This window comes from Pseudomonas sp. 21LCFQ02 (assembly GCF_024129895.2).
GTDB lineage: Bacteria > Pseudomonadota > Gammaproteobacteria > Pseudomonadales > Pseudomonadaceae > Aquipseudomonas.
Map to the genome: position 1 here is coordinate 3,769,218 of NZ_CM178749.1, position 22,011 is coordinate 3,791,228.

General features: G+C 62.0%; 18 protein-coding genes, 8 tRNA genes and 1 pseudogene. 13 read left to right on the plus strand and 14 right to left on the minus strand.

Annotated features, from left to right (window positions below; translation table 11 throughout):
• Positions 1–9: 9 nt before the first annotated feature.
• The 4 genes from NJC40_RS17040 to NJC40_RS17055 are packed head-to-tail and all read right to left on the minus strand — an operon-like array spanning position 10 to position 4,644.
• The gene (locus tag NJC40_RS17040; protein WP_253140407.1) at positions 10–474 is read right to left on the minus strand and encodes a response regulator; all 465 of its coding nucleotides are present in this window, start codon (positions 472–474) and stop codon (positions 10–12) included.
• Positions 471–2,819 (minus strand): ATP-binding protein, encoded by a 2,349-nt coding sequence (locus NJC40_RS17045; RefSeq protein WP_253140408.1) that lies wholly within the window; start codon positions 2,817–2,819, stop codon positions 471–473. Before NJC40_RS17045 ends, NJC40_RS17040 begins: the two co-directional genes overlap by 4 nt.
• Positions 2,810–3,469, minus strand: coding sequence for a response regulator (locus NJC40_RS17050; protein WP_045490053.1), 660 nt, complete (start codon positions 3,467–3,469; stop codon positions 2,810–2,812). The genes NJC40_RS17045 and NJC40_RS17050 overlap by 10 nt, the downstream gene beginning before the upstream one ends.
• Entirely contained in the window at positions 3,466–4,644 is a 1,179-nt protein-coding gene (locus NJC40_RS17055) for a sensor histidine kinase (protein ID WP_253110447.1), read from the minus strand. The genes NJC40_RS17050 and NJC40_RS17055 overlap by 4 nt, the downstream gene beginning before the upstream one ends.
• 172 nt (positions 4,645–4,816) lie before the next feature.
• Between NJC40_RS17055 and NJC40_RS17060 the strand changes: the two genes are divergently transcribed.
• Entirely contained in the window at positions 4,817–5,341 is a 525-nt protein-coding gene (locus tag NJC40_RS17060) for an SgcJ/EcaC family oxidoreductase (RefSeq protein ID WP_253140409.1), read from the plus strand.
• Between the two features lie 59 nt (positions 5,342–5,400).
• Here the strand turns inward: NJC40_RS17060 and NJC40_RS17065 are convergent, their stop codons facing one another.
• The 9 genes from NJC40_RS17065 to NJC40_RS17105 all read right to left on the minus strand — a co-directional run bounded on the left by NJC40_RS17065 (position 5,401) and on the right by NJC40_RS17105 (position 13,075).
• Positions 5,401–6,348, minus strand: a complete 948-nt coding sequence (locus NJC40_RS17065; protein WP_492180573.1) for a metal ABC transporter solute-binding protein, Zn/Mn family — start codon at positions 6,346–6,348, stop codon at positions 5,401–5,403.
• Positions 6,349–6,353: 5 nt separating this feature from the next.
• Complete coding sequence (locus NJC40_RS17070) at positions 6,354–7,253, minus strand: metal ABC transporter permease (RefSeq protein WP_253140411.1); 900 nt, start codon at positions 7,251–7,253, stop codon at positions 6,354–6,356.
• Positions 7,253–8,005 carry a metal ABC transporter ATP-binding protein gene (locus tag NJC40_RS17075; protein WP_253140412.1) on the minus strand — a complete coding sequence of 251 codons (753 nt, stop codon included), beginning with the start codon at positions 8,003–8,005 and terminating at the stop codon, positions 7,253–7,255. Before NJC40_RS17075 ends, NJC40_RS17070 begins: the two co-directional genes overlap by 1 nt.
• On the minus strand, positions 8,002–8,931 hold the full coding sequence (locus NJC40_RS17080) for a metal ABC transporter substrate-binding protein (RefSeq protein ID WP_045490060.1): 930 nt from the start codon (positions 8,929–8,931) through the stop codon (positions 8,002–8,004). Before NJC40_RS17080 ends, NJC40_RS17075 begins: the two co-directional genes overlap by 4 nt.
• A 35-nt stretch (positions 8,932–8,966) precedes the next feature.
• On the minus strand, positions 8,967–9,551 hold the full coding sequence (locus NJC40_RS17085) for a DUF6162 family protein (RefSeq protein ID WP_253140413.1): 585 nt from the start codon (positions 9,549–9,551) through the stop codon (positions 8,967–8,969).
• Positions 9,548–9,877, minus strand: coding sequence for a hypothetical protein (locus tag NJC40_RS17090; protein ID WP_045490065.1), 330 nt, complete (start codon positions 9,875–9,877; stop codon positions 9,548–9,550). The genes NJC40_RS17085 and NJC40_RS17090 overlap by 4 nt, the downstream gene beginning before the upstream one ends.
• Positions 9,874–10,419 (minus strand): PA2404 family protein, encoded by a 546-nt coding sequence (locus tag NJC40_RS17095; RefSeq protein ID WP_253140414.1) that lies wholly within the window; start codon positions 10,417–10,419, stop codon positions 9,874–9,876. Before NJC40_RS17095 ends, NJC40_RS17090 begins: the two co-directional genes overlap by 4 nt.
• Positions 10,416–11,627 (minus strand): PepSY-associated TM helix domain-containing protein, encoded by a 1,212-nt coding sequence (locus tag NJC40_RS17100; RefSeq protein ID WP_045490068.1) that lies wholly within the window; start codon positions 11,625–11,627, stop codon positions 10,416–10,418. Before NJC40_RS17100 ends, NJC40_RS17095 begins: the two co-directional genes overlap by 4 nt.
• A 251-nt stretch (positions 11,628–11,878) precedes the next feature.
• The gene (locus NJC40_RS17105; protein WP_045490070.1) at positions 11,879–13,075 is read right to left on the minus strand and encodes an amino acid aminotransferase; all 1,197 of its coding nucleotides are present in this window, start codon (positions 13,073–13,075) and stop codon (positions 11,879–11,881) included.
• A 296-nt stretch (positions 13,076–13,371) separates the two neighbouring features.
• Between NJC40_RS17105 and uvrB the strand changes: the two genes are divergently transcribed.
• The 12 genes from uvrB to NJC40_RS17165 all read left to right on the plus strand — a co-directional run bounded on the left by uvrB (position 13,372) and on the right by NJC40_RS17165 (position 19,780).
• Entirely contained in the window at positions 13,372–15,387 is a 2,016-nt protein-coding gene (gene uvrB, locus NJC40_RS17110; protein ID WP_253110475.1) for an excinuclease ABC subunit UvrB, read from the plus strand.
• A 144-nt stretch (positions 15,388–15,531) separates the two neighbouring features.
• Positions 15,532–17,013 (plus strand): glutamate--tRNA ligase, encoded by a 1,482-nt coding sequence (gene gltX / locus NJC40_RS17115; protein ID WP_045490074.1) that lies wholly within the window; start codon positions 15,532–15,534, stop codon positions 17,011–17,013.
• Positions 17,014–17,198: 185 nt separating this feature from the next.
• Positions 17,199–17,274: transfer RNA gene (locus tag NJC40_RS17120), tRNA-Ala, on the plus strand.
• Positions 17,275–17,342: 68 nt separating this feature from the next.
• Positions 17,343–17,418: transfer RNA gene (locus tag NJC40_RS17125), tRNA-Glu, on the plus strand.
• Positions 17,419–17,468: 50 nt separating this feature from the next.
• A tRNA-Ala gene (locus NJC40_RS17130) sits at positions 17,469–17,544 on the plus strand.
• A gap of 43 nt (positions 17,545–17,587) precedes the next feature.
• Positions 17,588–17,663: transfer RNA gene (locus NJC40_RS17135), tRNA-Glu, on the plus strand.
• A gap of 64 nt (positions 17,664–17,727) precedes the next feature.
• Positions 17,728–17,803: transfer RNA gene (locus tag NJC40_RS17140), tRNA-Ala, on the plus strand.
• 43 nt (positions 17,804–17,846) lie between these two features.
• Positions 17,847–17,922 (plus strand) — tRNA-Glu (locus NJC40_RS17145).
• 64 nt (positions 17,923–17,986) lie between these two features.
• Positions 17,987–18,062: transfer RNA gene (locus NJC40_RS17150), tRNA-Ala, on the plus strand.
• A gap of 45 nt (positions 18,063–18,107) precedes the next feature.
• Positions 18,108–18,183: transfer RNA gene (locus NJC40_RS17155), tRNA-Glu, on the plus strand.
• A gap of 153 nt (positions 18,184–18,336) precedes the next feature.
• Positions 18,337–18,798 carry an acyl-CoA thioesterase gene (locus NJC40_RS17160; protein WP_045490077.1) on the plus strand — a complete coding sequence of 154 codons (462 nt, stop codon included), beginning with the start codon at positions 18,337–18,339 and terminating at the stop codon, positions 18,796–18,798.
• Positions 18,799–18,826: 28 nt separating this feature from the next.
• Complete coding sequence (locus tag NJC40_RS17165; protein WP_045490080.1) at positions 18,827–19,780, plus strand: tRNA dihydrouridine synthase; 954 nt, start codon at positions 18,827–18,829, stop codon at positions 19,778–19,780.
• Positions 19,781–19,792: 12 nt separating this feature from the next.
• Here the strand turns inward: NJC40_RS17165 and NJC40_RS17170 are convergent.
• Positions 19,793–21,969 (minus strand): annotated as a pseudogene (locus NJC40_RS17170) (putative bifunctional diguanylate cyclase/phosphodiesterase).
• Positions 21,970–22,011 lie beyond the last annotated feature (42 nt).

Sequence of the window (22,011 nt, forward strand, 5' to 3'; positions counted from 1 at the left end):
TCATTGCGCTCACTGCTGCACCGGCGTGCTGCGCGGGTGCAGCAGTTCGATATTTTCCGCCGGAATCAGCTGGCGCAGCCGGTTGTACAGCGCCCGGGTTTCCAGCAGGTTCCAGATCCGCAGCATGGTTTCCAGGGCATCGAGCGGTTTACTGATGAAGTCCCGGGCGCCGAGTGCCAGGGCGCGCAAGCGTGTATCGCGGGTCGCATCGGCGGTCAGGACCAGAATCGGCAGGTAGTGATTGGCCGGAATGCGCCGATTCAGCTGTTCCAGCACCGCGAAGCCGTCGAACTCCGGCATGTGCAGGTCGAGTATCACCAGGTCGGGCTCAAAACTGTTGAACAGGTCCAGGGTACGAAGCGGTTCGGTGCTGCTCAGCACGTTGCGCAGGCCTTCACGCGCGAGTAACTGTTCCATCAGATCGAGGTTAGGACGTTGATCGTCGATGATCAGAATTCGGAAATCTCCGTTCATGCAGGCTCCGGTAGATACTGGTCCAGGTGATCGAGAAACGCCGGGATGTGCAGCGGCTTGGTGAGAATCGCGCTGGCACCGGCGGCACGCAAGGCGCTTTGGGTCAGGTCGCTGGCATCAGCGGTCATCATCAGCACCGGCACATTGGCCGTGGCCGCCGACTGGCGCAGCCGCTGCAGAACTTCCAGGCCCTGCAGGTCAGGCAGGTTAACGTCCAGCAGGATCAGGTCCGGTGCATGCTGGCGTGCCAGGTCCAGGCCCAACTGGCCGAGCATGCTCGACAGCAACTGGATGCCGGGGCGGCGTTGCAGCAGGGTTTCGATCAACGCCATGCTCGACAGATTGTCTTCAATGCACAGTACCTTGCCGCGCACCGTTGCGGCAGTCGGTGTCGGTATTTCCTGGCGCAGGGCGGGCGGTTGTTCAATGGCTCGCTGTGGCGCTATCTGAGCGGCGGGCAGTTGCACAATGAAGCTGCAACCCTGGCCTGGCCGGTTGTTCACCAGCAAATCGCCTTGCATGGCTTGCAGCAGATTACGACTCAGCGCCAGACCCAGGCCGGTACCTTCTACATTAGGGTCGTTGCCCAGGCGTTCGAAGGGTTTGAACAGGCGATCCAGCCGCTCGACAGGGATCCCCGTGCCGGTGTCGTGGACGGTTATCGTCATGCAGCCGGGTTGTTGCGCCACCGTGATCCACACCCGGCCGGCGCTGCGGTTGTATTTGATGGCATTGGATAACAGGTTGAGCAGCACTTGAATCAGGCGTTGCCGGTCTGCTGTCACACCCCAGTCCCGAGGCAGCGCCGGTGGCTCGCTCAGCTCGATCCCGGCGTCGCTTGCCATGGGCCAGACCAGGCTCAGCGCTTCCTGCAACACCTCGGTCAGGGCAACGGGTTCAGGGTTGAGGGGCAGGCGTCCGGCTTCGATGCGGGCAATGTCGAGAATCTCGTTGATCAGGGTCAGCAGATGCTGGCCGGCACGCAGGATATGCCCGACCTGAGCGCGGTGCGCGGGGCTGGCATCCATGTCCAGCAGCTGCGCGAACCCAAGGATCGAGTTGAGTGGCGTGCGCAGCTCATGGCTCATCCGCGATAAAAACTCGCTTTTGGCCCGGCTGGCACTTTCTGCTTCCTCACGGGCCGTGCGCAGGGCAATTTCAGCGCTGCGCCGGTCGGTGATGTCGCGGGTAATCTTTGAGAAACCGCGCAGCACACCGCTACCATCGTATTGGGCGGTGATCACCACGCTGGCCCAGAAACGGCTGCCGTCCTGGCGGCAGCGCCAGCCTTCTTCCATGTAGTGGCCTTGGCGGGTGGCTTCGTTCAAGGCCATGGCCGGGTGATGCGGACGCTCCTCGGGCAGATAGAACAGCGAGAAGTGGCGACCGAGGATCTCCTGCTCGGTGTAGCCCTTGATGCGCTCGGCGCCGGCGTTCCAGCTGGTGACCCGGCCTTTGGTGTCCAGCGCGAAGATTCCGTAGTCCTTGACCCCGTCGATGATCAGGCGCAAGCGTTCTTCGTTGTCACGCAAAGCGCGTTCACGCTCGGCCAGTAACTGCCCGGCTTCCACCAGGCGGCTACCCAACTGGCCAATTTCATCGTTTTCAGGGGGCTGCGGATGCAGCGGTTGGCCGAGCGCCAGGCGCTGGGCATTGCCTTGAACCTGCTGGACCCGAGTGACGATACCGCGCGACAGTAACAGCACCGCGACGATCGCGCCGAACAGGCCGCAGCCGGCCGCCAACAAGGTCGACAGCAACAGCCGTTGGCGGGTGGCAGCCGCGTCGGCGGTGCGCTCGTCGAGCAGGGTGTCCTCGCGGGTACGCATCAGGCTGATGCGTTCGCGCAGCTCGTCGAGGATGTGCTTGTTCTCAACCAGAATGGCGGCAACGGCCTGGCCGTCGGCATCGTTGAGAGTGCGCAGCACGGCCAGGCCCTCAACCTTGGTCTGGATCAGCGGCTCGATGGCTTCAAGGTGGGCGCGGATCTGCGCATCGCGCACGTTCTGATCGAGCCGTTGCAAGGCGGCGTCTATCAGCGCTTCGGCACGCAGGTAAACCGGCAGAAAGTCTTCGCGGCGGGTCAGCAGGTAGCCGCGTACGCTGGCGGCGGCTTCGGCCAGTTGGGTGTGCACGGTCTGGATATCGCCCTGCACCAGCAGCACCCGGCGTACGTCTTCTTCGGCGCGGGCGGTCTGGCGTTCGGTGATGTAGATCAGCACCAGTGAACAGAGCAGCAGCACCAGCGGCAGGGAAATCGCCACCAGCGCCTTGCCGCGCAAGGGCAGGTCGGCCCAGCGACTGGCCGGGCTCTGTTTGGCCGCAGCAGGCGGTTTTATGTCCATTGGCTGGGCACCAGGCCGAGCGCGACACCGCGCACCGCCGCTTGGGTGCGGTCAGCCGCACCGAGTTTGCCGATCACCCGCTCGACGTGGGCTTTGGCCGTGCCGGTGGTGATGCCTAGGCGTTCGCCGATTTCCCGGTTGCTGCAGCCGCCGGCCACCAGTTCAAGCACCTGACGCTCACGGGCGGTGAGGGTTTCGAGCGTCGGAGCGGCCTGTGCGCCGCGCTCGGCCATGCGCCGCAACAAGCGGGCGCTGACCGCCCCATTGAGGGCCTCTTCACCACGGGCGACCCGCTGCAGGCTGGCAATCACCTCATCACGGCTGGCGTCCTTGAGCAGATACCCCACTGCGCCGGCAGTAATCGCCGCTTCCAGATGATCAATGCTGTCGTCCATGGTGAAAATCACCACCTTCAGCGCAGGCATGCGTTGTTGCAGCAGGCGCGCTGCCCCCAATCCATTGAGCACCGGCATGCGGATGTCGAGGATGGCAATGTCTGGTTGCAAGGCTTCGCACAGGGCTACGGCCTGCTGGCCATCACTGGCCTGGCCCACCACATCAAACTCCGGGTGCCCGGCCAGCAGCGCGACGAAACCGGTGCGGGTGACTTCGTGGTCGTCGGCCAGGACCAGGCGCAGGGGTGCAGTCATGAGTTTGCCTTGTTGTGATGGGTTAACGGAACAATGGCGCGTAATCGGGTGCCGCCCGCCGGGCGACTGGTACAGCTGAAGCGCCCGCCCAGCAGGCCGGCGCGCTCCTGCATGGCCACCAGGCCCAGCGACTGACCGCTCGCTGGCAGGTTGCTGTCGAAGCCACGACCGTCGTCTTCAAGCAGCAGTGCGACATGGCTCTGGTGCAGCTCCAGCTCCAGTTTGACGTTGGCGGCCCCGGCGTGCTTGAGGATATTGTTGATGCCTTCCTGGGCAATCCGAAACAGCGCGATCTCTACATGGCTGGGCAGGCGCGAAAGTGAGCGGGAAAACCAGTGCACGGTGATGCCGGCCTCGCGCAGCCGGTCGACTTCCTTGTCCACCGCCTGGAACAGGCCGAAGTCGTCCAGCACGCTGGGGCGCAGGCCGCCAATCAGGCGCCGGCCTTCGCCCACGCAATGCTGGGCCAGATCGAGAATGGCCTGCAGATCGTCGTCCAGCGGCGCGTTCAGCGGTGGGCAGCGCCCGGCAAAACCTTGCAGACGCTGATGCAGGCCGGCCAGGGTCTGGGCCAGGCCGTCGTGCAGGTCATAGGCGACCCGCTTGCGCTCATCCTCCTGGGCACTGAACAGCCGATTAACCAGCTCGGACATGCTGCGTTCGCGCACGATCAGCGTCTGCAGCAGGCGGCTGTTCTCCAGATGCGCAGCCAGCAAGGTAGCCAGCAGATGCAGCGATTCGATGTCTTCGCTGTCGGGGGCACCAATCGGTACGCTGTTGGCCAGCAACAGCATGCCGAACGGGCGGTCATCGGCGCCGCGCAACGGCAGGCACAGGACGTTGGGCAGGGCACTGTCGAGTCGCTCCAGCCAGCGCGGTTCCTTGGCTGAAGTATCGGCCTGGCCGGCCAGCTCGCTCAGCTGTTCCTGATTGCCCACGCTGGCAGTGGGTTGCACGGCCTCTTCAACATCCCATTCCAGCAACAGGCCGTGATCCATGGCGACAAACGCACAGGCGCGCTGGACCACTTGCTGGCGCATGGCCTGCGGAGCCAGCCGGGTCAGCTCCCTGCCGGTGTCGACCAGCAGGCGCAGTCGTGCGGCGCGGCTTTGTGACTGGCGATACTGGGTACGGATTGCCAGGGCACTGGCGGGGTCATGGGCTGAACTGTGCATGCAGAAGGCTCCGGAGGGGCGCCCGCCCGGGCGCCAGAGTGCTATTAGAACCCGGCTGGCAGGGTATTGCCCATCTGCCGAATGGCATAGGCAAATAACCCCGGTTGGCCGATGGCTGGCTCAGCGCGGCGCGGCAAAGTACAGCCCATACCAACCCGCAGGAATCACCGCGATGAAACTGAAAACTACTGTTCTGGCTCTGACCCTCGCCCTTGGCGCACCCTGGGTGTCTGCCGCTGACCCGATTGCTCCTTATGTGTACCGTACGGTGGCCGAGTTGCCGAGCAATGCCAAAGAGCGTGAGATCGCCAGCCTGTTCGATCAGTGGAACGCGGCCTTGAAGACCGGCAGCGCCCAGCAGGTGGTCAGCCTGTATGCCCCGGATGCGGTGTTGCAGCCGACCGTGTCCAACCAGGTGCGCAATACCCCGGCGCTGATCACCGACTACTTCGAGCACTTTCTGGCGCTCAAGCCGGTCGGCCGTATCAACTATCGGGAAGTGCGCCAACTGGGTAATGATGCGGCGATGGACAGCGGGGTCTACACCTTCACCCTGACCGACGCCAACGGCAAGACCCGTGAGGTGCAGGCCCGTTACACCTTCCTGTACGAAAAAGTCGGCGGCCAGTGGAAGATCCTCAACCACCACTCATCGGCCATGCCGGAGCCGCAGCCAGTGATGCACGCCAGCAAGTAAGGCAAAAAAAACGGGCGGCTCGCACAGCGAACCGCCCGTTGGCTTTTCAGTGCAGCGGTTCAGCCTTTGGTCAGCGCCTTGATGAGCTGTTCTACATCGCTCTGCAGCCCGGTCAGTGGATCTTCGGCTTCATTACCGAGCACCAGCAATTGACTGCCGGCGGCACTGATCGCCGCCTTGACGGCCTCTGGTGGCTCACGATGGTCAAGCACCACCGCCACCTCATTGTCCTTGAGTGTTGTGCTCAGGGTGTTCAGGGCCGCAGGCGTCCATTGGTCGTCAGCCAGCACCTGGCGGCCGACCTGCTCAAGGTTCAGGCCGCTGATCAGGTAGCCCAGCCGTTCGGAAAGGCTGACCACCGCCACACTGTCGGCCTGGGCCAGGCGTTTTTCGCTGTCGGCACTGAGTTTCAGTAGCTGCTGCTTGAGGCCTGCCAGATTGCTGTCGATCTTCGCCTTTGCCTCGGGTGCCAGGCGCACCAGGTCGGCGGCCAGTACGTCGGCCATGCGCCCGAGGTTGTGGCTGGCCAGCCACGGCTGGCTGTTCAGGCCATCGATGCTGTCGCCGGGTTGCAGGGCCACGCCGGGCAGGGCGCCGTCCACCGGGCGCGCCGCATCGATCTCGACGATGCGGATATTGCTGCGTCGGGCGTGGGTGTACAGCGGGTCTTCAGTCCAGATCGAGCGCAGGCCGATCACTGCATCGGCCTGGTTGGCCAGCTTATGTAGAGCCTCGGCGCCGCGACCGCTGAAGTAGGCGCTTTGCCGCGAGCCGGGCAGGTTGGCGGCGGCGGCGCGCTCCAGCACCACGCCGCTGTCTTTGAGCAGCAACTGACCGAGGCCGTAAGTGATCGGCAGGCTCGCCAGCACCCGCACCGGCTTGGCGGCCTGCTGCTGGGCCGGTGGCGGCGTAGCGGCCAGCAGGTGAGGGCTGAACAGACCGCCAAGCGGCAGTGCCAGGCTGATTGCGAGGCTGATTGCGGGGCTAAGGGTACGCAGGTTGGGCAGGTGCATTATCCGATGTTCCCTTTCAGGCTGGGGAGGGTGCCACGGGCGATGGCGGCCAGGGCGAAGGCCGCCCCGCAGACCAGAATGATGGCAGCGCCGGAAGGCACCGGCAGGTCGAAGACGATGGGCAGCAGGATCCCGCACAGGGTGCTGACCGTGGCGATCAACACCGAAATCCAGAAAAAGCCCTTGAGCGACTGGCTGAGCAGGCGGGCCGCCGCTGCCGGAATCACCAGCAGGGCGCCGACCAGAATCGCGCCGATGACTTTTACCGCCGCCACGGTGATCAGGGTTACCAGCACCACAAACAGATAGTCCAGCAGCTTGACCGCCACGCCGCGCACCGCAGCCAGTTGCGGGTTGAAGCTGGCCAGCATGATGCGGTTGTAGAGCGGCAGGCTCAACCCCATGACCAGCGCGCCGACCACGGTCAGCACCAACAGGTCGTTGCCATTGACGGTCAGCACCGAGCCGAACAGTACGTTTTCAAGGATATGCACGTTGATCTTGCCGGCCAGTACCAGCAGCAGGCTGGCGCCCATTGCCAAGGATACCGACAGAAATACGCCGATCAGCGTGTCTGGCGTCAAGCCGGTGCGGTTGCGCAAATAGTTGAGCACGATGCCGAACAGCAGGCAGTAGGCGAACAGGCTGCCGTACGGGCCGGTGTAGGGCTCGCCGAGCAGGATGCCGATGGCCACGCCGGTCAACGCGGCGTGGCCGACTGCTTCGGAAAAGAACGCGAAGCGCTTGACCACCACCAGGGTGCCCAAACCGCCCAGCACCGGACCGATCAGCAGGCCGGCCAACAGGGCGTTGACCACAAAACCATAGGCCAGTGCTTCAGGCAGATAGCCGGTGCTGGCGAGGTCCTGAACGAACAGGCGAAAGTTCTCGTAAGACATCACGCGTCACCCCCGCTGCTGCGTGGCTGGGCAGAAAACAGCGTGAGCAGCCGCTCCGGGGTCAGTGCAGTCTGCGCCGATTCATCGAACAGCACCCGGCGATTCAGCCCGGTGACCCGATCAGCCAGGCGCTTTACCGCGGCCAGATCGTGCTCGATCCACAGCACTGTGATGCCGCTGCGTCGCCAGTCGGCAAGCAGCCGTTCGAAGACCTGGATGCCCGGTTCGTCGAGGGCTGACATGGGTTCGTCGAGCACCAGCAGTTGCGGGCTGGGAATCAGCCCCTGGGCGAGCAGCACGCGCTGGCGCTCACCACCGGACAGCGCGCCCATGCGTCGCTTGCGTTTGTCGTGCATCCCGACTCGCTCCAGCGCCTCGCCGATGGCGGCGGCGTAATGCCTGGACAGGCCGAGAAAGGCCGGGCGGCGTTGGCACATGGCGGCCATGAAGTCTTCGACGGTCATCGGCAGGCCACGGTCGAACTCCAGCGCCTGGGGTACATAGCCGATCACGCCTTGCGCGGCGGGCCATTGCAGGCAGAGTTGACCCTGGTGCGGCATCTGGCCGAGCAGGGTTTTGATCAGCGAGCTTTTGCCGCCGCCGTTGGGGCCGACCAGTGCGTGGATATTGCCGGGTTCCACCGCGAAGCTGATACGGTCAAGAATCACCGTGCGGCCCAGGGTCAGGCTGACCTGGTCGAATTCGATGGCCGGGCCGTTGCGGGTCCGCTGGATCTGTTCGGCTGCGGTCATGCGCCACTCTCCTGAATGGCCCGGACCACGGTGTCGAGGTTGCCGGTCATGTCCTTTTCATACTTGTCGGCGGTGTACTCGCCGTAGGAAATGTGCGACAGCGGGTAGAGTTTCACACCGGACTCGCGCTGGATGGTATCGACATAGCTGGAAGGGAAATCCATTTCGGAAAAGATCACCTTCACGTCCAGCTCGCGCAGTTGGTCGATGGTTTTTTTCAGCTGGCTGGGGCTTGGTTCGATGCCGTGGGCCGGCTCGACCACTGCGGTGACCTCCAGACCAAATTCGCGCAGCAGGTAGTCGTAGGCGGCGTGCACCGTCGCCACGCGCAACTCGGCATTGGGTGCCTGGGTCAGCTTGGCCAGGGCGTCGGCACGCATCTGCCGCAGCCGCTTGGCGTAGGCCCGGGCGTTGGCGGTGTAGGTCTTGGCGTTGTCCGGGTCGAGCTTGCCCAGTTCACGGGCAATGTTATTGACCTGGGCGATCGAGGCGCTGATCGACAGGAAGGTGTGCGGGTTGACCACCTTGCCGGCGCCGCGGGCGGCAATACCGGTGGCGGCCAGTAGCGGTACGTCGGCGTTCGCTTCGATCACCGGGACCTTGGGATTTTCGCTGGCCTCGATCATGCGGTCAGCGAAATCGTCGTGGCCCACGCCGTTGAGCACGATCACGTCCAGCGAGCCGATCCGTTTGATATCTTCGGCGCGAGGTTCGTAGGCGTGCGGGTTGAAACCGGCCGGGATCAGCGGCACCACCTCGGCCTTGTCGCCGACGATGTTGCTGACATAGCTGTAGTACGGGTGCAGGGTGATGCCGATGCGCAGGCGTTTGGCAGCCTCGGCGCTGGCTAGTGATGGCAAAGTGATGGCGAACAGGCCGGCCAGCAGGACGCCCAGCAGAGGGCGACGGGGGAGCGAAATAGGCATGGTCAGGCGATCTTCTGTGCGATGAGTGCGTGGGTTCAGTGCCGATGCTGACGGGTGACACCCGCATCGAACTGGCTAACGACCTGCTTCCAGCCAGCGGCGATCAGGCTCGCGTCGCTCAGGTCGGAGGGGGCGCTGAGGCGCGCGTTACGGTTGATCCAGATGTCCGCCGGGGCGTCGGCAGTTTGCTCGGCGTGGCGCTGGTTGCGCAGCAGAAACGAGCCGGCCACCTCGCTGGCCTGGCTCAGGCCCAGCCAGGCGTCACCGGCCATCTGCCATTGATGCGCACCACGGGTGGTGGCGCTGACATCCTGCACGAACGGCGGCAGGCCTTCTTCAGCCAATTGCTCAACGCTCACCGGGGTTTGTTGCTCCTGGGCCAGCAGCCGCGCTTCATCGAGGCTGACCCGCAGGTCGGCATAGATGCCTTGCTCGGCGGCATTCAGGTCACGGCGGGCATCCAGTTGATGGCTGGCCACGGCCTCGGGCTCATGGCGTTCACCGCGCAGGCCGATCACCGCGCTGGCCACCGCGAGAATCAGCAGGCAGGTCAGCAGCACGTAGAGGGTTTCATGCCCGGCGCCGGCCGGGCGGACAATCTGGCGCGTCTGGGTACTCATCGGGAGGCGATATCCGCCTGGTCGATTTCCACCACGTGGCCGGGGCCTGCGTCAAACAGTACGTAGAACTCGGCTGCCGGCTTTTTGAAGGTCAGGGTCGAATCGTTGCCCAGTTTGCCGGGCAGCAGGATGGTCTCGTCATAGCCGATCACATCCAGGGTCACGCCAGCGGCTGCGCTGCCGTCGGAGAAACCGCCGGTGCAGCGGATGTTCTCGCTGTCGATCTGCTCGCATTCACAGATCGGGTTATGCGCCAGGGCCGTACCGCTGACGCCCAGAATCAGCAGGGCACTTGCCGCGACGCGGCGCAGGGAAAATAAACTCATTTTTTGGCTCCTTGGGTTTTCAGCCAGGCCACGGTTGCCGGAGAGGCTTGTGCAAGGGGGATGGAGGCTTGATGGACGGCACCGTCCCAGCCTTCCATGGTGATCCACAGCTCGGCATCAAGCGGGCTGTTCTCGGGAATCTGCATAAAGGCACCCATGCGATAAGCCGGGCCGAAGAAAATCGCGCCGGCAGTACGCAGGCTGCGCGGCTTGCCGATGCGCAGGTAGGTGGCTTTGACCTGCTCGGCGCATTCAGTGCACAGCGCGGCATTGAAGCTCTTCATGTAGCCGACCGGCGCATCCAGGCGCGGCGCTTCATCGCGCAGTTCGGCCACGCGCAGACTCCAGGGACCGACCTGGACCTGACCGATATCGCGCTGGCCAAGGCCGGCGTCGCCGCGAAACAGTGCCGCATCGGCAAAATACTTGGGCATGAACCCCAGCGGAATCAGGATCAGCAAAACATTGATGTGGAAGCGCCACTTATGCCAAAGACGGCTCAAGGGCGAGCGTTGCTGTTGCACGGTTGCAGCCTTGCTCACAGGGAAGTCTCCGCAGGTACGTGGGGCACGGCAGGCTCGGGCCTGGCCTTGGCCTGGTTGGCGGTCTTGGCCTCACGCTTGAGGGCGTTGAGGGTTGCCAGCGCGGTGCGCTTGCTCCAGATCAACAGGCCGCTGAGCACCATCATGCTCAGCACCAGGCCGAAAAACGCCCAGATCAGCTTGATCCAGATACCGCCGAAGTCGCCGGTGTGCAGCGGGCGCATCGACTCGGTGACGAACTCTATCTTGTTACGGTCCGACAGCAGATGGGTCGACGCCACTTCACCGGTGTAGGGGTTGATCTCTGCGGTCTGGAACATCAATGGGTACCAGCTGCGACCGGCGATGCTCATGTTGCTGTAGGCGTTGAGTGGCGGGCTGATGAAGCTGGCTTCAAGACCCGGAATATGCTGTTGGGCGATTTCCATCGCCTTGTCCAGGGAGATCATCGGGACTGGCTTGCCATCGGCGGTCAATGGCACCGACGCGTGTGGCAGGATCGAGGCTGCCGGTGCGCGGCTGGACAGGCTGATATTGTTATCGCCCAGAATGGCCTGGATCAGGAACCAGATACCGGTCACCGAAATGACCAGGATGAACCAGATCGACCAGATGCCGCTCAGGCGGTGGAAGTCGCCCCAGAAGATCCGTGCGCCGTGGTTGAAACGCAAGGTCGGCTTGAAAAAGCCTTTCCAGAATTTTTTGTAGACCACCAGGCCGGTGATCAGCGACACCAGCATCGGAATGCCCAGCAGCGATACCAGATACCAGCCCCAGGAGTAACCATTGGTGAACGGCACCAGCCACCAGCCATGCAGGGCGCGGGTGAATTGGCGGAAGTCGAACGACGCGGCAAAGCCCTGGATGGCCCCGGTGTAGGGGTTGACGTAGGCATTGGTGGTGCGACCCTCAGGAAAGGTAACCCGCACATTGAGGGCGAAGTAGTCCCCGTCGGGCTGCGAAATGAAGCCTACATTCAGGTTGGGTTCGTTCTGTTTGATGGTGTTGCGGATCTGTTCGAAACTCAGCCGCTGTGCGTCGTCCGAAGGTGCCGTGGCGCGAACCTCAGGGTAGGCCAGCCACACGATCTCCTTGCTGACCACGGCCAGGGTGCCGGTCACGCACACGATCAGGACAAAAAACCAGATAGGCAACGCCACCCAGCTGTGCACCAGGAACCAGATTTTTGAGCGGGATTTCTTGGACATTGGAAGCAGGTCTCGATTCACGGGTCGGAGCCTTCTGAAGCGAGACTCCGGTAGACGCCATTTGGCCGCAACGATAGCAAACGCAGCCGGTGTATCTAGATAAAGACGAATGAGAACGAAATACCCGCATCCAACATTGGCTGAAATATGTAAAAAAATATTTCAAGAAGGATGGGGTAGCCGCTAAATGGGCTGGCAAGGTGCCGCAGGCATCAATGGATGCCTGCGGGGAGGGAGGTCAACGGCAGTGCTTAAAGCACCTGGATAATCGCCTCGCACACCTGATCGATGTTCTTCTGGTTCAGCGCAGCGACGCAGATACGTCCGGTGTCCAGTGCATAGATACCGAACTCGTTGCGCAGACGCTGGGCCTGGGCGGCGGTCAGCCCCGAATAGGAGAACATGCCCTGCTGGCGAGCGACGAAACTGAAGTCCTGGCCGACCGGGTTGTTGGCCAGGCGCTCGACCAGCGCTTTGCGCATGTCTTTGATGCGTACACGCATTTCAGCCAGTTCTTCTTCCCACATCGCGCGCAGTGCCGGGTCGTTGAGAACGGCGGCAGAGATGATTGCGCCGTGGGTCGGCGGGTTGGAATAGTTGGTGCGGATCACACGCTTGACCTGCGATAGCACCCGGCCGGTTTCTTCTTTGGAGGCGGTGATGATCGACAGCGCGCCGACCCGCTCGCCATACAACGACAGGGACTTGGAGAACGAGCTGGAAGCGAAGAAGGTCAGGCCTGAGTCGGCGAACAGGCGCACGGCAGCGGCGTCTTCGTCAATGCCCTGGCCGAAGCCCTGATAGGCCATGTCGAGGAATGGCACGTGGTTTTTCGCCTTGACCACTTCCAGAACCTTTTTCCAGTCGTCCAGGCTCAGGTCGACGCCGGTCGGGTTATGGCAGCAGGCGTGCAGAACGATGATCGAGCGCTCTGGCAGGTTCTGCAGGTCTTCGAGCATGCCGACGCGGTTCACGTCGTGGTTGGCGGCGTCGTAGTAGCGGTAGTTCTGCACCGGGAAGCCGGCGGTTTCGAACAGCGCGCGGTGGTTTTCCCAGCTTGGGTCGCTGATGGCGACGGTTGCGCCCGGCAGCAGTTGCTTGAGGAAATCTGCGCCGATTTTCAGCGCGCCGGTGCCACCGACCGACTGGGTGGTCAGCACGCGGCCGGAGGCGATCAGCGGCGAGTCGGCGCCCAGCAGCAGTTTCTGCACCGCCTGGTCGTACGCGGCGATGCCGTCGATTGGCAGGTAGCCGCGTGGCGCATGCTGGGCGACGCGGATCTCTTCGGCCTTGGCCACCGCGCGCAGCAGCGGGATGCGCCCGTCTTCGTCACAGTAGACACCCACGCCCAGATTGATCTTGTTGGTACGGGTGTCAGCGTTGAATGCTTCGTTGAGGCCCAGGATAGGATCGCGTGGTGCCATTTCGACAGCGGAGAACAGGCTCATTGTTTGCGGCGGCTCTGAGTAGGAAGAAGAAAGGACGCACGCTCCGGTCCGAATGCCCCAGAGCAGTGCACAAACGGGGAATGAGTATAGTGAGCAACGCCGGATACGGCGACGGCATCCGGTGGGTTTTTTCCAAATATTTCGCTTTTTTGACCGTTACTTTTGTTGAACCACCGACAGCCACCGGCCTCAATCCTTTATCAGGGGTGCAAACGCTATCAGAGGGTGTATATCCTTACAGGTGCGGTCAAGCAGGCCGTGATATTTTTCGCAAGCGATCACCCAAGAGGCCGGTCATGTCTGAGTTCCAGCTCGTTACCCGTTTTCAACCTGCCGGCGACCAGCCTGAAGCCATCCGCCTGATGGTCGAGGGCATTGAGGCCGGGCTGGCGCACCAGACCCTGCTCGGGGTAACCGGCTCCGGCAAGACCTTCAGTATTGCCAACGTGATTGCCCAGGTGCAGCGCCCGACCCTGGTGCTGGCGCCGAACAAGACTCTGGCAGCGCAGTTGTACGGGGAATTCAAGGCGTTCTTCCCCAACAACGCAGTGGAATACTTCGTTTCTTACTACGACTACTACCAGCCTGAAGCCTATGTGCCGTCGTCGGATACCTTCATCGAGAAGGACGCCTCGATCAACGACCATATCGAGCAGATGCGGTTGTCGGCGACCAAGGCATTGCTGGAGCGCAAGGATGCGATCATCGTCACCACGGTGTCGTGCATTTACGGTCTGGGCAGCCCGGAAACTTACCTGCGGATGGTCTTGCACATCGACCGGGGCGACCGGCTTGACCAGCGCGAGCTGCTGCGCCGCCTGGCTGACCTGCAGTACACCCGTAACGACATGGACTTTGCCCGCGCCACCTTCCGGGTGCGCGGTGATGTGATCGACGTCTACCCGGCAGAATCCGATCTGGAAGCGATCCGCATCGAGTTGTTCGACGACGAGGTCGAAAGCCTCTCGGCATTTGACCCGCTGACCGGTGAGGTCATCAGCAAGTTGCCGCGCTTCACGTTCTACCCCAAAAGCCACTACGTCACGCCGCGCGAGACCCTGCTCGAAGCGGTCGAGGGCATCAAGGTCGAACTGCAGGAGCGGCTCGACTACCTGCGTGGCGCCAATAAGTTGCTGGAAGCCCAGCGCCTTGAACAACGCACCCGTTTCGATCTGGAAATGATGCTGGAGCTGGGCTACTGCAACGGTATCGAAAACTACTCGCGCTACTTGTCTGGACGTCCGGCCGGTGCGCCGCCGCCGACCCTCTACGACTACCTGCCGGCCGATGCCCTGCTGGTGATCGACGAGTCTCATGTCAGCGTTCCGCAGGTCGGTGCCATGTACAAAGGCGACCGCTCGCGCAAAGAAACCTTGGTGGAATACGGCTTCCGTCTGCCATCGGCGCTGGATAACCGGCCGATGCGCTTCGATGAGTGGGAGGCGATCAGCCCGCAGACCATCTTCGTTTCTGCAACGCCGGGGCCTTATGAAGAAGAGCATGCCGGGCGGGTGGTCGAGCAGGTGGTGCGACCGACCGGCCTGGTCGACCCAGGGGTGGAGATTCGCCCGGCGCTGACCCAGGTCGATGATCTGCTCTCGGAAATCCACAAATGCGTGGCCGTCGAGGAGCGCGTGCTGGTGACCACCCTGACCAAGCGCATGGCCGAAGACCTGACCGATTACCTGGGCGATCACGGGGTCAAGGTGCGCTACCTGCACTCGGATATCGACACCGTCGAGCGGGTCGAGATTATCCGTGACCTGCGGCTGGGCACCTTTGATGTGCTGGTGGGCATCAACCTGCTGCGCGAAGGTCTGGATATGCCCGAAGTGTCGCTGGTGGCCATTCTTGATGCTGACAAAGAAGGCTTCCTGCGCTCTGAACGCTCACTGATCCAGACCATCGGCCGGGCGGCGCGCAACCTCAATGGCCGGGCGATTCTGTATGCCGACCGGATGACCGGCTCCATGGAGCGGGCGATCAACGAGACTGAACGCCGCCGCGAAAAGCAGGTGGCGTTCAACGAGGCCCACGGCATTGTGCCCAAAGGTGTGTCGCGGGAAGTTGCGGACATTCTCGAAGGCGCGGTGGTGCCCGGTGCACGCAGCAAGAAACGCAAGGGCGCCGCCAAGGCGGCCGAAGAGCAGGCGCGGGCCGATGGGCAATTGCGCTCGCCAAGCGAAATCACCAAGCGCATCCGCCAACTGGAAGAGAAGATGTACCAGCTGGCTCGCGACCTGGAGTTTGAAGCGGCGGCGCAGCTGCGCGACGAAATCACCAAACTGCGCGAGCGGCTGTTGACCGTGTGACATTCCCTGTCATGCATCGGTAGGAGCGAGCTCGCTCGCGAAGCTTTTTTTCGCGGCTAAAGCCGCTCCTACGGTGTGCGCTGGAGCCACGAGGCTCCGGCCTGCTAATATCCCCGGTTTGATCGACCTGAACCGGAATTATCCATGACCACTGTCCGTACCCGTATCGCGCCGTCGCCTACTGGCGACCCTCACGTCGGCACAGCCTATATCGCGCTGTTCAACTACTGCTTTGCCAAACAGCACGGCGGCGAGTTCATCCTGCGCATCGAAGACACCGACCAGTTGCGCTCGACCCGTGAGTCCGAACAGCAGATCTTCGACGCCCTGCGCTGGCTCGGTATCGAGTGGAATGAAGGCCCGGACGTCGGCGGTCCGCATGGTCCGTACCGGCAGAGCGAGCGCGGCGATATCTACCGCCAGTACGCTCAGGAACTGGTCGACAAAGGGTACGCCTTCCCGTGCTTCTGCACGGCAGAAGAACTGGACCAGATGCGCGCCGAGCAACAAGCCCGTGGCGAGACGCCGCGCTATGACGGTCGCGCCCTGCTGTTGTCGCCTGAAGAGGTCCAGCGCCGCCTGGCTGCTGGCGAGCCGCACGTGATCCGCATGAAGGTGCCGAGCGAAGGCGTGTGCGTGGTGCCGGACCTGCTGCGTGGCGACGTCGAGATCCCGTGGGACCGCATGGACATGCAGGTGCTGATGAAGGCCGACGGCCTGCCGACCTACTTCCTGGCCAACGTGGTCGACGACCATCTGATGGGCATCACCCACGTGCTGCGTGGCGAAGAATGGCTGCCATCGGCACCCAAACTGATTCTGCTTTACGAGTACTTTGGCTGGGAACAGCCGCAGCTGTGCTACATGCCGCTGCTGCGTAACCCGGACAAGAGCAAGTTGTCCAAGCGCAAGAACCCGACCTCCGTGACCTTCTACGAGCGCATGGGTTTTATGCCCGAAGCCATGCTCAACTACCTGGGGCGGATGGGCTGGTCGATGCCGGATGAGCGCGAGAAGTTCACCCTGCAAGAAATGGTCGACAACTTCGACCTGTCGCGTATCTCGCTGGGCGGGCCGATCTTCGATATCGAAAAACTGTCGTGGCTCAATGGCCAGTGGTTGCGTGAACTGCCTGTCGAGCAGTTCGCGGCGCGGGTCCAGCAGTGGGCGCTCAACCCTGAATACATGATGAAGATCGCCCCGCATGTGCAGGGCAGGGTAGAGACCTTCAGCCAGATTGCACCGCTGGCCGGGTTCTTCTTTGCCGGTGGCGTGACACCGGATACAGCGCTGTTCGAAAGCAAAAAACTGTCGCCTGAGCAGGTTCGGCAACTGATGCAGTTGATCCTCTGGAAGCTTGAGTCGCTGCGCCAATGGGAAAAAGACGCCATCACCGCCTGCATTCAGGCGGTGGTCGAGCATCTGCAACTCAAGTTGCGTGATGCCATGCCATTGATGTTCGCCGCCATTACCGGCCAGGCAAGCTCGGTATCGGTGCTCGATGCCATGGAGATCCTCGGCCCGGACCTGACGCGCTTCCGTCTGCGTCAGGCGCTGGACCTGCTTGGCGGTGTATCGAAGAAAGAAAACAAAGAGTGGGAAAAACTGCTGGGTGCCATTGGCTGAGCGGGTTTGGCAATACCTGAACACGGCTGCCAGAGTTGTTTCTGGTGGCCTTGCGGTAAGCGGGTTTGTGGGGCGGGGCAGGGCAGGTAAGTGATTGTTCTGTCGAAAAAAGTTTTTGATTTTTCGCGAAAATAAATTTGACAGAACATTTAATCGCTCTTAATATGCGCCCCGTCCACTGATGTGGGGCTATAGCTCAGCTGGGAGAGCGCTTGCATGGCATGCAAGAGGTCAACGGTTCGATCCCGTTTAGCTCCACCAAATTAAAGGTTCAGAGTCATCCAGCAATGACTTTGAATCGATCGGCGCAAGCCGGTCATGAAGGTTTTGTCCCCTTCGTCTAGTGGCCTAGGACACCGCCCTTTCACGGCGGTAACAGGGGTTCGAGTCCCCTAGGGGACGCCAGTTTCATTGGGTCAGGCGCAAGTCGGGCTCCGCCGCAGGGCGTAAAATTCGGGGCTATAGCTCAGCTGGGAGAGCGCTTGCATGGCATGCAAGAGGTCAACGGTTCGATCCCGTTTAGCTCCACCAATTTGCCGGGTTCGCTCAATTGCGAATCTGACTGAAGGTTTGCGTCCCCTTCGTCTAGTGGCCTAGGACACCGCCCTTTCACGGCGGTAACAGGGGTTCGAGTCCCCTAGGGGACGCCAGATTTATAGATGAAGAGTTAATGAGTGAGGCGCAAGCCGAACTCCGCCGCAGGGCGTAAAATTCGGGGCTATAGCTCAGCTGGGAGAGCGCTTGCATGGCATGCAAGAGGTCAACGGTTCGATCCCGTTTAGCTCCACCAATTTGCCGGGTTCGCTCAATTGCGAATCTGACTGAAGGTTTACGTCCCCTTCGTCTAGTGGCCTAGGACACCGCCCTTTCACGGCGGTAACAGGGGTTCGAGTCCCCTAGGGGACGCCAGATTTAGAGATGAAGAGTTATTGGGTCAGGCGCAAGTCGGACTCCGCCGCAGGGCGTAAAATTCGGGGCTATAGCTCAGCTGGGAGAGCGCTTGCATGGCATGCAAGAGGTCAACGGTTCGATCCCGTTTAGCTCCACCAATTTGCCAGGGTTCGCTAAACTGCGAATCTGACTGAAGGTTTTGCGTCCCCTTCGTCTAGTGGCCTAGGACACCGCCCTTTCACGGCGGTAACAGGGGTTCGAGTCCCCTAGGGGACGCCACAATTTTCCGCTTATGCGGGCCCAAGGGTCATTCGAATGTTGAATGGCCCTTTTGTTTTTCTGGCGTCCCGATTTTCCTCCCGACGCCGTCTGCGGCTCTGGGCCGCGCTTACTACACTGCCTGCGATCAACGCCATTACCGCAGGAGCACGCATGGTCTGGGACCAGTCAACGCCCTTCATCATCGATCTGAACGTCGCCGCAGAAGATATCGACGGTCTGGGTCATGCCAATAACGCTGTGTACGTCACCTGGCTGGAGCGCTGCGCCTGGCGGCACTCTCAGTATTTGGGCCTGGATCTGACCGAATACCGTCGGCTCGATCGTGCCATGGCGGTGGTCCGCCATGAAATCGACTACCTGGCCAGTGCCTACGAGCATGACCAGTTGCAATTGGCGACCTGGATCGTGGATTGGGACAAACGGCTGAAAATGACCCGGCGCTTTCAGTTGCGTCGCCCGGTCGATGGCGTGACCTTGCTGCGGGCGCAAACCACCTTTGTCTGTATCGAGTTGTCCAGCGGGCGGCCCAAACGCATGCCGCAGAGTTTCATTGATGGTTACGGCGCAGCGATCCGCCAGGACGGCATTTCCAATCCCGGCGTTGACCAGTAAACTGCCGGACTTTTTTCGAGTGTGACCCATGCAAATTGCCCTGGCGCCCATGGAAGGGCTGGTCGACGACATCCTGCGCCATGTGCTGACCCAAATGGGTGGCATCGACTGGTGCGTGACCGAATTCATCCGGGTCACCGAACGGCTGATGCCCGCCGCCTACTTTCACAAGCTTGCCCCTGAACTGCACAACGGTGCCCGTACTGCATCCGGGGTGCCGATGCATGTGCAACTGCTGGGTTCTGACCCGGTGTGCCTGGCGGAAAACGCTGCGTTTGCCTGCGAGTTGGGCGCGCCAGTACTCGACTTGAACTTCGGCTGCCCGGCCAAGACCGTCAATCGTTCGCGGGGCGGTGCCATTTTGTTGCGTGAGCCTGAGCTACTGCACAGCATTGTCAGCCATGTGCGCCGTGCGGTGCCTGCCGATATCCCGGTCACCGCCAAGATGCGGCTGGGCTATGCCGACACCGATCAGGCTCTGGATTGCGCCAGAGCGCTGGTTGACGGCGGTGCGGCGCGCATTGTGGTGCATGCCAGAACCAAGGTCGATGGCTATAAGCCGCCGGCGCACTGGGAATGGATCGCCCGCATTCAGGAGGTGGTCAAGGTGCCGGTGGTGGCCAACGGCGAAATCTGGACCGTCGAGGATTGGCAACGCTGCCGTGAAGTCTGCGGTGCACAGGACTTCATGCTCGGTCGCGGTCTGGTGGCGCGACCGGATCTGGCGCAGCAGATCGTCGCGGCGGCCGCCGGTCAGCCCGTGCAGCCGATGAGCTGGGACGCGCTACAGCCCATGCTGCGCGAGTTCTGGGCGGCGTGTCTGGTCAAGCTGACACCCTTGCAGGCCCCTGGCCGCCTCAAGCAGTGGCTGGTGCTGTTGACCAAGAGCTACCCTGAAGCCACTGCGATGTTCGGCCTGCTGCGCCGCGAAACCGATTGTGCGCGTATCAGTGATCTGCTCGGTTATCAGCCTCAGTCCTGAGCGCTGTCAGGGTCAGCCCTCGGTGAGCGGCTGCAAATGGCCCTGCAGGCGTAGCAGGGCCTCGAAGGCCGGGTCTTCAAGCGGCTCGCTGAACAGATAACCCTGATACACGTGGCAGCCGGCCTCTTGCAGAAAGCTCAGTTGGTCAGGGTGCTCCACGCCTTCGGCGATGACATGCAGGGCCAGGCTTTGGGCCATGGCGATGATTGCGCGGACTATTTCGGCGTCATTGGGGTCGGTGGTGGCGTCGTGGACAAATGACTGGTCGATCTTCAGTGTGTCGATCGGCAGGCGCTTGAGGTAGGTCAGCGATGAATAGCCGGTGCCGAAGTCGTCCATGGCAAAACTGATGCCCAGTTTTTTCAGGCGCTGCATTTTGTCAATCGTGTCGTCGATATTCTGGATCACCATGCCTTCGGTGATTTCCAGCTTGAGCATGCTGCCGGTCAGTTGCCAGGTCAGCAGGTGGTGTTCGATACGCTCGACAAAGTCGCTCTGGTGAAACTGTCGTGGGCTGATATTAACGCCCATTTTGAAGCCATGGCGGTCGATCAGGCCGCGCCGCAACAACTGCGAGCAGGCTTTGCAGGCCTGTTCCAGCACCCGCCCGCCGACTTCCAGAATCATCCCGGTTTCTTCCAGCACCGGCACAAATTGCGCAGGGTTGAGCAGGCCGCGCTCAGGATGGTGCCAGCGCACCAGTGCCTCGGCGCCGATGATGCGCTGGCTGCGGGCATCGACCTGGGCCTGATAGCACAGGTAGAACTCGTTGCGCACCAGCGCTAGACGCAAATCATTTTCCAGTTGCAGGCGTTCTACCGCCGCTTGCTGCATGCGCGGGTGGAACAGCTGCGAGGTGTTGCGGCCCGAATCCTTGGCGCGATACAGGGCAATGTCGGCGCGCTTGAACAGGTCGGCTGAATGGGTGCCATGATCGGGAATCAGCGCAATCCCGATGCTGGGGGTGACTTGCAGGCGATGGCCATCGAGAAACATCGGTTCGGCGAGCAACTGGCGCAGCGCATCGGCCTGTTCGCGGATTTGCCGCGTCACCTGTTCACGGCTGCCTGCCAGGCCGCTGATCAACACCACAAACTCATCGCCGCCCAGCCGCGCCACCGTGTCTTCCTGGCGCACGCTGGCTTCCAGGCGTGCCGTGATGATTTTCAGCACGCTGTCGCCGACCGGGTGGCCCAGCGAGTCATTGATGTGCTTGAAGTGGTCCAGATCAAGAAACATCAATGCGCCGCGCAACTGGTGATGGCGCAACAGCGAAACCTGCTGGTTGAGACGGTCGGTGAGCAGTGCGCGGTTGGGCAGGTTGGTCAGCGGATCGTGGTAGGCCAGGTGCTGAATCTGCGCCTGGGCATTCTTGAGCTGGGCGATGTCCCGGGCGGTAACCAGCAGGCAATCGACCCCGTCGAGGATCATCGGCTCGACACACATGTCGAGGATCAGTTGTTCACCCAGTTTGTTGCGCCAGAGCATTTCCCGATGATGGATACGACCATGGTCCTCCAGGTAGACGATCATCTGTTGACGCTGCTCGGCGCTGCCCCAGACGTTGACTTGCGCGGCCGTACGTCCCAGCACTTCGTCGGGGCGATAGCCGGTCAACTGGCAGAAGCCCTCGTTGACCTCCAGATAGCGGCCGCTCTGACGTTCGGTGATGGTGATCGAGTCGGGGCTGGAGTAGAACGCCCTGGCAAAGGTATCCCGGGTGTTCTGCAAATCGCTTGCCGGGGCCAGCTCGCTGATGTCGCGCAAGATGCCCAGCAGCCGCAGCGGGTTACCCTCGGCATCGCGGTGCAGACGTATCCGCGTTTCCAGCCGGCGCGGGCTGCCGCTGGCCGATCGACACTGTAGGTGCTGAGCAACTGCGGGGTCTGAGCTTCGATCAGCGTACGGCAATCGTGCAGCAGGCGTTGTCGTTCGACTTCTGGCAGTGGTGCAAAGAACGTTTCGCAGGGCTGTGATCGCGTTTCGGCCGACCCGCCATGCAATTGTGCGGCGCGTTGGTCGGCTTGCAACTGGCCGCTGGGGATATGCCAGTCCCATAGACCAAGCTGCGCCGCCTCAAGGGCTAGCTGCAGTTGTTCGCGGGTCTGCCTGAGCGTCTCTTGCAGGGCTTCCCGGCTTGGGGGCTGCTCGGACAACTGCAACGCCATACTGTCCATTGGGTCGGGCATGAGATCACGAGCCTGTATGAATAAAGCTGGTAATTCGATCGT

Coding starts and splice junctions, on each gene's coding strand:
- NJC40_RS17040 (WP_253140407.1), bottom strand. CDS start 474: ATGAACGGAGATTTCCGAATTCTGATCATCGACGATCAACGTCCTAAC.
- NJC40_RS17045 (WP_253140408.1), bottom strand. CDS start 2,819: ATGGACATAAAACCGCCTGCTGCGGCCAAACAGAGCCCGGCCAGTCGC.
- NJC40_RS17050 (WP_045490053.1), bottom strand. CDS start 3,469: ATGACTGCACCCCTGCGCCTGGTCCTGGCCGACGACCACGAAGTCACC.
- NJC40_RS17055 (WP_253110447.1), bottom strand. CDS start 4,644: ATGCACAGTTCAGCCCATGACCCCGCCAGTGCCCTGGCAATCCGTACC.
- NJC40_RS17060 (WP_253140409.1), top strand. CDS start 4,817: ATGAAACTGAAAACTACTGTTCTGGCTCTGACCCTCGCCCTTGGCGCA.
- NJC40_RS17070 (WP_253140411.1), bottom strand. CDS start 7,253: ATGTCTTACGAGAACTTTCGCCTGTTCGTTCAGGACCTCGCCAGCACC.
- NJC40_RS17075 (WP_253140412.1), bottom strand. CDS start 8,005: ATGACCGCAGCCGAACAGATCCAGCGGACCCGCAACGGCCCGGCCATC.
- NJC40_RS17080 (WP_045490060.1), bottom strand. CDS start 8,931: ATGCCTATTTCGCTCCCCCGTCGCCCTCTGCTGGGCGTCCTGCTGGCC.
- NJC40_RS17085 (WP_253140413.1), bottom strand. CDS start 9,551: ATGAGTACCCAGACGCGCCAGATTGTCCGCCCGGCCGGCGCCGGGCAT.
- NJC40_RS17090 (WP_045490065.1), bottom strand. CDS start 9,877: ATGAGTTTATTTTCCCTGCGCCGCGTCGCGGCAAGTGCCCTGCTGATT.
- NJC40_RS17100 (WP_045490068.1), bottom strand. CDS start 11,627: ATGTCCAAGAAATCCCGCTCAAAAATCTGGTTCCTGGTGCACAGCTGG.
- NJC40_RS17105 (WP_045490070.1), bottom strand. CDS start 13,075: ATGAGCCTGTTCTCCGCTGTCGAAATGGCACCACGCGATCCTATCCTG.
- uvrB (WP_253110475.1), top strand. CDS start 13,372: ATGTCTGAGTTCCAGCTCGTTACCCGTTTTCAACCTGCCGGCGACCAG.
- gltX (WP_045490074.1), top strand. CDS start 15,532: ATGACCACTGTCCGTACCCGTATCGCGCCGTCGCCTACTGGCGACCCT.
- NJC40_RS17160 (WP_045490077.1), top strand. CDS start 18,337: ATGGTCTGGGACCAGTCAACGCCCTTCATCATCGATCTGAACGTCGCC.
- NJC40_RS17165 (WP_045490080.1), top strand. CDS start 18,827: ATGCAAATTGCCCTGGCGCCCATGGAAGGGCTGGTCGACGACATCCTG.